Below are 9,878 nucleotides of genomic sequence, written 5' to 3'. Positions count from 1 at the left end.
CACAGCGGGGGAAGGGGGAGGGATGCCAGGGCTTCGGCATCCCTCCCCTCTTCCCTCCGCTCCTCGCCGTGTTCTCAGGGGGCGATTAGGCTCTTTCGGTGCTCCGCCTTCTCGCTTTCGCCGCGTTCGGGGCAGCGATCGGCGGTCTCATCGTCTCGCTGCTGGGGAATCCAGACCCGGGAATGCTCATCTTCGGCGTCGCCATCGGAGTCTGCATCGCCGCGACCACCGTCTCGCGGCTGGGCGGGGGGCTCGCCGCGGCGCTCCCCTCCCCTGCCGCCGTGCAGGAAGCCCGCGATGGACGACGTCTCGGACGCGCGCGCATCGACGCGGTGCGCCAGACCGGCACGTTCGTCAACGAGCAGCCCGTGTGCGACATCGACGTCACGGTGGTCTCCCTCACGGGGGACGCGTGGGCGACGACCATCCGCAGGCTCGTGCCCCTGACCGAGCTGCCCGCGTACCAGGCCGGCCTCGAGCGCGACGTCGCGATACTTCTCGAGGGCGGGCCCGAGATCGTCTTCGCAGACGGGGAGCTCTCGCCCGCCGAGATCGCGCGCCTCGTCGTGCCGCCGCGTTCCGACGTCGACGTCCGACCGATCACCCCGGGGACGCGCATCGACAGGGGTCGCCGCCGCGGACCGCTGATCGGCATCGGCCGCCGTGGACGACCCCTGCGCCTGGCGGTGTTCGCGCTCGTCGCCGTGCTCGCGGGCGCCGTCGTCGTGCTGCCCTTCCGCGGGGCGGTCGGGCTGACCCTCGACGCGTGGTCGGACGGCCGGTGGAGCGTCGACATGCGACACCCCGACGCACTCGAGACCGCCGAAGGGGCGCTCCAGGAGGCGATCGGACACGACCGGGTCGTGTCGATCACGGTGATCCCGGATGCCGTCCTCGTCGACGCCCCGATCCGCGTCGGCGCAGTGGAGACCGACGAGTGGACCTACCGCGGCGGCGTCGTGAGCCACGACGGGGCGGCTCACCGTCAGCCCGAGCTCGCGGAGGAGCAGTTCTCGTGGTCGGACGTCGCCCTCGACCGGCTCTGGCCCGCGATGGAGCAGGCGTCCGCCCAGAGCGGGCTTCCCACCGACGGTGCGTCGGCTCGCATCGAGCGCGCGACCGACGACGATGTCCAGAGCCCGACGTTCATCCGCAACGTCGGCGTGCCGGAGATCACGTTCGGGCTGCGCGACGACTATCGCGACGCGTTCTTCCGTCTCGACGCCACGGGCACCGACCTGCAGCCGGCCGGCTGACGCGGGTCACTCCTCGAGGACCGCGAGGACGTTGCCCGCCGGGTCGCGGAACCACGCGATCAGCGGGCCACCCTCGCGCATGATCCCGCGCGAGCCGGTGGGGAAGTCCGCATCGTCGTAGATCTTCGTCTCGACGCCACGCGCCCGCAGGTCGTCGACGGCCGCCTCGACATCCGCGACGGGGAAGTTCAGCGCCGTGAACGACGCGGGCGTGTGGTTCGGCTTGCCGTACACGAGCACGCTCCCACCCGAGGCGAGCTGCAGCGACAGGAAGCCGGTGCCGGCGAGCACCTCGACGGTGAGTCCGAGCGTGTCCGCGTAGAAGCGATGGGCGGCGTCGAGGTCGTCGACGGCGAAGCCCGAGAAGGCACCGGCGGGACTCAGCGCGCCACGAAGGCCGTGACGCTGTCGGACAGACGGATCGGGATGCCGTCGACCCCCGACGAGACCGGCTCGCCGATCGCGACGGTGAGTCTCTCGTCGATGCCGAAGACGGCGGCTCCGACCTGCGCTCCGCTCGCGCACCCGGCGGACCAGGGACGGTTCTCGCTGGAGGTGAAGGTCGCGATGCAGCGTCCGTCGCCGTCGTCGGGCCGGGCGAGGTAGATGCGGAAGTCGCTCACCGTCGCGATGTAACGGGTGCTCGCCGGGTCGATGCCGCTGTCGCTGAGGATCTCGGCCGAGATGACGTCTTCGGCCGTCTGCGGGAAGGTGAGCTCGGGCAGGCTCGCCTCGGCGGGATCGGCGGTGGCCGCGGTCGACGGCGGGGCCGCGAACGTGGAGCCGATCGCGACGCCGACGCTCACGAGGGCGACGGCGCCGACCCCGATGAGCGCCCAGCGGAGGGCGGGGCGCCGGGTGGACGGTTCGGTGACGTCGTCAGCGGGCGTCGGGGGCTCGGCATCCGGTACGTCGGCGGGCGGATCCTCCACGATGGGCGGCCGTCGTGCGTTCTCCTCGAGCTCGGCGAGCCGAGCGATCATCGCCGGAGTGGCGGCGGCACCGTCGACGCCGTAGACCCGCTCGCGCAGCAGGCGCAGCTCGACGTCGTCGTCCATGCGATGACTCTAGGGCCGCGCGGTGGGGGTGGGGGCGGACTGCGCGGTCCCCGTGCGCAGCGTGAGGTCGTGCTCGCCGCGCGGGGTCGCTCACGCAGCGCGAGGTCCCTGAGCCCGTCGAAGGGACCGGAGGCTTCGACAGGCTCAGCCACCTCCGCCGCGGCCCGCAGAGCGCGCGGCCACCGCCGCCGCGGCCCGAGGAGGGCGCTCAGCGCGGAGCCGTGGCATCCAGGGCGTCGGCCGCCCCCACCAGCGCGAGATGCGACAGGGCCTGCGGGGTGTTCCCGGCCTGCCGCTTCGTCGTGGGGTCGTACTCCTCCGACAGCAGGCCGAGGTCGTTGGCGACCGCCGTGAGGCGCTTCATCAACGTCACGGCCTCGTCGCGCCGCCCGCTGTGCGCGTACTGCCCGACCAGCCAGAACGAGCACGCGAGGAAGGGATGCTCGTCGCCGCTGAGCCCGTCGACACCGGTGGTGCGATAGCGCAGAAGCCACCCGTCGGGCATGAGCGTCTTTTCCATGCGCGCGACCGTGGCGAGCATGCGCGGATCGTCGTAGGCGCAGAAGCCCACCTGCGGCAGCACGAGCAGCGACGCGTCGACCTCGTCGGTGTCGAAGTGCTGCGTGAACCACCCGCCCTCGTGCACGCCACGCGCATCGATGTCGGCGCGCACGCTGTCGCGCAGCGCGCGCCACGTGTCGACCTCGCCCTCGCGACCGCCCTCTTCGACGGCCCGGATGCCACGGTCGAACGCGGCCCACACCATCGCCCGGGAGTGGGTGAAGGAGTGCGGTTCTCCGCGCATCTCCCAGATGCCGAGGTCGGGTTTGTCGACCTCTCCTGCAAGCTGATTCAGCAGGGAACGTTGGAGCGACCACGAGAACGTCGTCTCTTCGACCCCCGCGTTCCGCGCCGCTTCGAGCGCCACCATCACCTCGCCGATGACATCGGCCTGGTACTGCGTGACCGCCCCGTTGCCGATGCGAACGGGCGCGGCGCCGCCGTACCCGGGGAGGCTCGTGATCTCTCGCTCGGGGAGGTCGCGCTCCCCCGCGATGCCGTACATGATCTGCACGTCGGCCGGATCGCCGGCGATGGCCCGGAGCAGCCAGGTGCGCCAGTGCTGGGCGGCATCCAGGTACCCGTGGTCGATGTACGCGCTCAGCGTGAGCGCGGCGTCGCGCAGCCACACGTAGCGGTAGTCCCAGTTGCGGGAGCCGCCGAAGGCCTCGGGGAGCGATGTGGTCGCGGCCGCGACGATCCCGCCGGTCTCGGAGTGCGTGAGGGCGCGCAGCACCATGAGCGAACGGGTGACGAGTGCCGCGTGCGTGCCGGCTGACTGCACGCGGTCGGCCCACGCGGCCCACCATTCGCGCGTGCGTTCGAGGGCCGCCTCGACGTTGAACGCGGCCGGGGCCTCACGCCACGACGGGCCCCACGAGAGGACGGAATCGACGCTCTGCCCCGCCGCCGCCGTCCAGCGGCCGCGATGCGCGGTGTCGACGGCGATCAGGCGCGGACCCCGGATGACGACGGCATCGGGACCCGCGACGGCGAGGATCGCGTGTTCGCCGCCCTGTCCGATCTGCTGGACCCACGGGACGGCTCGCGCGTAGTCGAAGCGCAGACGGACCTCGCTGACGAAGTCGACCTCGCCCGACACACCGACCACGCGACGGATCACCGCTTCGACGCCCTCGTCGACCGGCATCGCGTCGTAGACGTCGGCGACGCCGGTCGCCGTCTCCCACCGCGTCACGAGGACGAAGGTGTCGCCGTCGTAGCGCCGGGTCGCCCGGGCCTCGGGGTCTGCGGGGCGCAGCGACCACCGCCCGTGCGACTCGTCGCCGAGGAGCGCGCCGAGCATCGACCCGCTGTCGTACCGCGGCAGGCAGAGCCAATCGATGCTCCCGTCGCGGGAGACCAGGGCTGCGGAGCGGCAGTTGCTGAGGACCGCATAGTCCTCGATCGGAGTGGTCACCCTCGGATCATGGCAGGTGCCGCCGACATCGTGGCCGAACATCTCGATAGTGACATCCATGCGCGCGCTGCAAGCATCCCGGCGATGTCGGAACCGAGCGCTACGGTTACCCCATGGCGGCGGACACGACCCTGATCATCCTGGGCGCCTCGGGCGACCTCACCTCTCGACTGCTCCTCCCGGCCCTCGGCCAGTTGCTCGCCCGCGAGCCGAAGCGCTCGATCCGCCTGCACGGCGCCGGCATGGACGACTGGACCGACGAGCACTGGCGCGACGTCGTGAAGAAGGCCTTCCAGACGATGGATGCCGAGGCGGCGTTCGAGCAGGTCTCGTCGACGACCTACTCGCAAGCCGACATCACGAAGGCCGCCGACCTGCAGACCCTCCTCGACGGCGCCGAAGGGCGCCCGGCCCTGTACTTCGCCGTTCCGCCGGCCGTCACCGAGAAGTCGTGCATCGCCCTCGCCGACGTCACGATCCCCGCGGGCACGATCCTCGCCCTCGAGAAGCCCTTCGGCACCGACGAAGCCAGCGCGCACAAGCTCAACGAGCAGCTGGCGACCCTCGTCCCCGAAGACCAGGTCTTCCGCATCGACCACTTCCTCGGTCGCTCCACGGTGCTCAACCTGCTGGGCGTGCGCTTCGCCAACCGTCTCATCGAGAGCGTGTGGTCGGCCGACGACATCGCGACCATCACGGTCGACTTCCCCGAGAAGCTCGGCCTCGAAGGCCGCGCCGGGTACTACGACTCCGCAGGAGCTCTGGTCGACATGATCCAGAGCCACCTGCTGCAGGTCATGGCGTTCGTCACGATGGAGCCGCCGTCCTCCCTCGATCAGCTCGATCTGCGCGACGCGACGTCGGCCGTGCTGCGCGCAACCCACGTGCTCGACGACGACCCGGTGAAGAACTCCCGCCGCGCGCGGTACACCGCGGGCGAGGTGGGTGAGCGGCACTTCGTCTCGTACGTCGACGAGCCCGGCGTCGACCCGTCGCGCAACACCGAGACGCTCGCCGAGATGACCGTCGAGGTGCGCACCGCGCGCTGGCAGGGTGTGCCCATCACGCTCCGATCGGGCAAGGCTCTGGATGCCGGAGACCCGGCCGTCACCGTCACCTTCAAGCCCGTGCGGCACCTTCCGGGCGGATTCGTCGGCGAGAGCGACCCGTCGAAGCTCGTGTTCTCGCTCGGCCCCGACACGATGAGCCTCGAGCTCAACGTCAACGGCGCCGACGACCCGCTCGAGCTCGAGCGCGTGACCCTCGATGCCGATCTCGGCGAGGGCGCGCTCAAGGCGTACGGCGAAGTGCTCTCGGGCATTCTCGACGGCGACGCGATGCTCGCCGTCCGCGGCGACGCGGCCGAGCAGTGCTGGCGCATCGTGCAGCCGGTGATCGACGCGTGGCGTCAGAACGAGGTGCCGCTCGACGAGTACGCGGCGGGAAGCGCGGGGCCGTCGTCCTGGAAGGCCTGACGGCGGCTCCTGCGGCGGGGCGGGGCGGCACCGTTGCGGCGCGACGCGACGAGCCGTCGCTCATCGACGCGCACGCCGAGGGCGCGGCATCCTGAAATCTCTCTATGAGGGCGCGACGCACGACGTCACATGGGAACATCTCGTGCGCGCGTGGCGTTCACTGGTTCGGGTCAACGGCGTCCCGGCTCAGTCCTCGTTCACAGGAGTATCCATGTCTCTCGTTCTCGACCGCACCGCCCCCACCGAAGCCCCCATCCTCGACGTCCTCGCCGAGCGCTGGAGCACGCGCGTCTTCGACCCCGAAACGCCGATCGACGAAGTCGCGCTGCGCTCGGCCCTGGAAGCCGCCCGTTGGGCTCCCTCGGGCATGAACCACCAGCCGTGGCGCCTGATCGTCGCCCGTCGCGGCGGCGACGCGCACGCTCTCGTCGTGTCGGCCCTGATGGGCTTCAACCAGGCATGGGCTCCGGCCGCCGGCGCGCTGGTCGTCGTGCTCGCCGAGACCGAGACGGCCGAGGGCGAGGCACGCCCCTGGGCTCTGTACGACGCCGGTCAAGCGGCCGCGCACTTCACCGTGCAGGCGCACGCCGAGGGTCTCGCGACGCACCAGATGGGCGGCTTCGAGGTCGACGCCCTCCGCGCGGCCTTCGACATCGAGCCCCGCTTCGTGCCCGTGACGGTCATCGCCGTGGGCACCCTCGGCGACGTCGACGCGGCCGAAGAGGGACTGCGCCAGCGCGAACTCGCGCCGCGCGAGCGCCGCACGATCGCGGAGTCGCTGCTCGTCGACGCCTGATCACGACACCCCAGCGACACTCGTTCGCCCCCGCACCCGAAGCCGCGGTGCGGGGGCAAACCTGCTTCGGTCCGGCCAGCGGCGGGGCGCCGACGCGGACTCCGCCCTGAGGCGATCGCGCCGCAGCGGTGGCGGACCGCGCTCACCTGTCGTCGGCAACGTGGCGTTCACAAGAGCGGCTTACCATCGCTTCCGTGACGACCTCTTCGCCCACCGAAGCCGGTGCACCGGAATCACAGCCCATCGCGCTCGCGGGGGCGCGGCGCGGACGAATACGGTGGCGACGCCTCCGTCGGCTCAGCCTGGCACTCGCCGTCGTTGTCGTGGCGATCGTCGCGGCGGGGCTCCCCCTCTACGTCTTCCCTCCGCAGGGCGATCCGACCGACGCGAATCTCGTCTACGTGATCGGACCGCCCCAGCAGCAGCGGCTCGATCTCGGTGAGACCCTTCGCGACGCCGACGGCAACCTGCCGATGCTGATCTCCGTGTCGGGTTCCGCAAAGGGGCATGGGGACCGCGCCTTCGATGCCTCTGAGATCGACGCGTGTGGCGAGCCCGGGGTCACCTGCAAGCGGCCGGACCCGTTCACCACCGCTGGCGAGGCCAAACTCCTCACCGAATACGTCAGCAGTCACCCCAGCGGAAAGACGGTCGTGATCACCTTCACCCCGCACGTCGCCCGCGCGCGCTACATCTTCGCGAAGTGCTACGGGGGCGACGTCACCGTGATGGGTGTCGACACGAACATGTCGCTGTACGACTGGGCGTTCCAGTACGTGTATCAGACCGCGGGGTTCGTGAAGGCCTGGCTCACGCCCTGCCCGTGACGAAACGGGGCGGCTGGTGCAGGACCCGCCGGGACGGCCACACCCCATAAACGCCATCCGCTCACAGAAACGCGAGCACACCGCGTTTACGTGAGCGGATGGCGTTTATGCACGGGGGGCGCACACACGGGAGGGGGATGCCACGCACACCGCGTGGCATCCCTCTCCCTGTTCGGCCTACTCGACGATCTCGGCCTCGATCACGTCGTCGTCGGGGTCGTCGCCGGGCTCCTCGGCAGCGGGGCCCGTGCTCACCAGCATGAGCGAGTCGCCGTCGCTGGCCACGTCGACGCGGACCACGTCGCCGTCGCGCACCGTGCCGGCGAGGATCGCCATCGCGAGGCGGTCCTGGATCTCGGACTGGATGAGTCGACGCAGCGGACGCGCGCCGTACACCGGGTCGTAGCCGCGCTCGGCGAGCCACGAGCGGGCGTCGGGCGTGACCGCGAGGGTCAGCCGGCGCTCGCGCAGGCGCTTGTGCAGAGCATCGACGGCGAGTTCGACGATCTGGGCGAGGTCGTCCTGGCTGAGGGCCTGGAAGATCACGATGTCGTCGAGGCGGTTCACGAACTCCGGTTTGAAGGCCTGCCGCACGAGAGCCTGAACCTGTTCACGCTTGGCATCCATCGACAGCGTCGGATCGATGAGGATCGGCGAGCCGAGGTTGGAGGTCAGGATCAGGATGACGTTCGTGAAGTCGACCGTGCGGCCCTGGCCGTCGGTCAGGCGACCGTCGTCCATGACCTGCAGCAGCACGTCGAAGACTTCGGGGTGCGCCTTCTCGACCTCGTCGAGCAGCACGACGCTGTAGGGACGCCGACGCACGGCCTCGGTCAGCTGACCACCGGCCTCGTACCCGACGTACCCCGGAGGGGCACCGACCAGGCGCGAGACGGAGTGCTTCTCGCCGTACTCCGACATGTCGATACGCACCATGGCGTGCTCGTCGTCGAAGAGGAAGTCGGCGAGCGACTTCGCGAGCTCGGTCTTTCCGACACCCGTCGGGCCGAGGAACAGGAACGAGCCGACGGGGCGGTTGGGGTCGCTGATGCCGGCACGCGAGCGTCGGACGGCGTCGGACACCGCCTTCACGGCATCCTTCTGTCCGATCAGACGCTTGCCGAGCTCGCGCTCGAGGTGCAGGAGCTTCTCGGTCTCGCCCTGGAGCAGACGCCCCACGGGGATCCCCGTCCACGCGGCGATGACCGCCGCGATGTCCTCGTCGGTCACCTGCTCGTTCACCATGCGGTCACCCGCGGGCTCTTCGCGCTCCGCCTTCATGAGCTCGCGCTCGAGCGCCGGGATCTCGGCGTACAGCAAGCGCGACGCACGCTCGAGGTTGCCCTCGCGTTGAGCGCGCTCGGCATCCACGCGAGCGGCATCGAGGCGGGTCTTGAGCTCACCGACGCGGTTCAGCGAGGCGCGCTCGCGCTCCCACCGTGTCTGCAGCTCGTCGAGCTTGGCCTGTTCGGCGGCGAGCGTCTCGCGAAGAGTCGCCAGGCGCTCTTTCGACGCCTCGTCCTTCTCCTTCTTCAGCGCGAGTTCTTCGAGCTTCAGACGGTCGACGTGACGACGAAGCTCGTCGATCTCGAGCGGAGCCGAGTCGATCTCCATGCGCAGGCGCGACGCGGCCTCGTCGATCAGGTCGATGGCCTTGTCGGGCAGCTGGCGCGAGGGGATGTAGCGGTTGGAGAGGGATGCCGCGGCCACCAGCGCCGCGTCGGCGATCGCGACCTTGTGGTGCGCTTCGTACCGTTCTTTGAGGCCGCGGAGGATCGCCACGGTGTCCTCCACCGTGGGCTCGCCGACGTAGACCTGCTGGAAACGGCGTTCGAGAGCGGCATCCTTTTCGATGAACTCGCGATACTCGTCGAGCGTGGTCGCGCCGATCAGGCGCAGCTCGCCGCGGGCGAGCATGGGCTTGAGCATGTTGCTGGCCGCGACCGACCCTTCGCCGCCGCCCGCGCCCATGAGCACGTGCAGCTCGTCGATGAACGTGATGATGCGTCCGTCGGACTCGGTGATCTCTTTCAGGACGCTCTTCAGCCGCTCCTCGAACTGTCCGCGGTACATCGCACCGGCGACCAGCGCCGAGATGTCGAGCGAGACCAGCTCTTTGTTCTTGAGACTCTCGGCGACGTCGCCCGCGACGATGCGCTGGGCGAGTCCTTCGACGACGGCGGTCTTGCCGACGCCGGGCTCGCCGATGAGCACGGGGTTGTTCTTGGTGCGCCGGGTGAGTACCTGGCTGACGCGGCGGATCTCGCCGTCACGCCCGATCACGGGGTCGAGCTTGCCCTGGCGGGCCCGGTCGGTGAGGTTGATGCCGAATTGCTCGAGGGCGCTGCGCGCGTCCTCCTGCCCCGGCTGTTGTGTGGCGTTCATGGTGTCTCCTGGAAGTTTTCTCGCTTCACTCAAACTTGAGTGGCGTTGACTCAAGTTTAGCATCAGCGTCCGCGCGGGGCAATGGGGTCGGCAGGATGCC

At 70.2% G+C, this 9,878-nt stretch carries 8 protein-coding genes; 4 read left to right on the top strand and 4 right to left on the bottom strand.

What is annotated here, in order from left to right:
* The first annotated feature begins 98 nt into the window (after positions 1-98).
* On the top strand, positions 99-1,256 hold the full coding sequence (locus P2P98_RS14200) for a hypothetical protein (RefSeq protein WP_275800758.1): 1,158 nt from the start codon (positions 99-101) through the stop codon (positions 1,254-1,256).
* A 6-nt stretch (positions 1,257-1,262) separates the two neighbouring features.
* Here P2P98_RS14200 and P2P98_RS14195 read toward each other — a convergent pair whose 3' ends face one another.
* The 3 genes from P2P98_RS14195 to P2P98_RS14185 form a co-directional block, all read right to left on the bottom strand.
* Entirely contained in the window at positions 1,263-1,640 is a 378-nt protein-coding gene (locus tag P2P98_RS14195) for a VOC family protein (RefSeq protein WP_275800760.1), read from the bottom strand.
* Positions 1,637-2,314 carry a hypothetical protein gene (locus P2P98_RS14190; RefSeq protein WP_275800756.1) on the bottom strand — a complete coding sequence of 226 codons (678 nt, stop codon included), beginning with the start codon at positions 2,312-2,314 and terminating at the stop codon, positions 1,637-1,639. The genes P2P98_RS14195 and P2P98_RS14190 overlap by 4 nt, the downstream gene beginning before the upstream one ends.
* A gap of 208 nt (positions 2,315-2,522) precedes the next feature.
* Positions 2,523-4,295: a glycoside hydrolase family 15 protein gene (locus tag P2P98_RS14185; RefSeq protein WP_275800754.1), complete on the bottom strand. Its 1,773-nt coding sequence runs from the start codon at positions 4,293-4,295 to the stop codon at positions 2,523-2,525.
* 113 nt (positions 4,296-4,408) lie between these two features.
* Between P2P98_RS14185 and P2P98_RS14180 the strand changes: the two genes are divergently transcribed.
* The 3 genes from P2P98_RS14180 to P2P98_RS14170 all read left to right on the top strand — a co-directional run bounded on the left by P2P98_RS14180 (position 4,409) and on the right by P2P98_RS14170 (position 7,393).
* Positions 4,409-5,770 (top strand): glucose-6-phosphate dehydrogenase, encoded by a 1,362-nt coding sequence (locus tag P2P98_RS14180; protein ID WP_275800753.1) that lies wholly within the window; start codon positions 4,409-4,411, stop codon positions 5,768-5,770.
* A 211-nt stretch (positions 5,771-5,981) separates the two neighbouring features.
* Positions 5,982-6,566 (top strand): nitroreductase family protein, encoded by a 585-nt coding sequence (locus P2P98_RS14175; RefSeq protein WP_275800751.1) that lies wholly within the window; start codon positions 5,982-5,984, stop codon positions 6,564-6,566.
* A gap of 194 nt (positions 6,567-6,760) precedes the next feature.
* Positions 6,761-7,393, top strand: a complete 633-nt coding sequence (locus tag P2P98_RS14170; RefSeq protein ID WP_275800749.1) for a YdcF family protein — start codon at positions 6,761-6,763, stop codon at positions 7,391-7,393.
* 177 nt (positions 7,394-7,570) lie between these two features.
* Here the strand turns inward: P2P98_RS14170 and P2P98_RS14165 are convergent, their stop codons facing one another.
* The gene (locus tag P2P98_RS14165) at positions 7,571-9,778 is read right to left on the bottom strand and encodes an AAA family ATPase (protein ID WP_275800747.1); all 2,208 of its coding nucleotides are present in this window, start codon (positions 9,776-9,778) and stop codon (positions 7,571-7,573) included.
* Positions 9,779-9,878: the final 100 nt, after the last annotated feature.

Origin of the sequence: Microbacterium sp. Kw_RZR3 (assembly GCF_029222405.1) — a bacterium.
In the GTDB taxonomy this organism is placed as follows: Bacteria; Actinomycetota; Actinomycetes; order Actinomycetales; family Microbacteriaceae; genus Microbacterium.
Note: the sequence above shows the minus strand (reverse complement) of the source record. Positions and strands in the feature narration are given on the sequence as shown.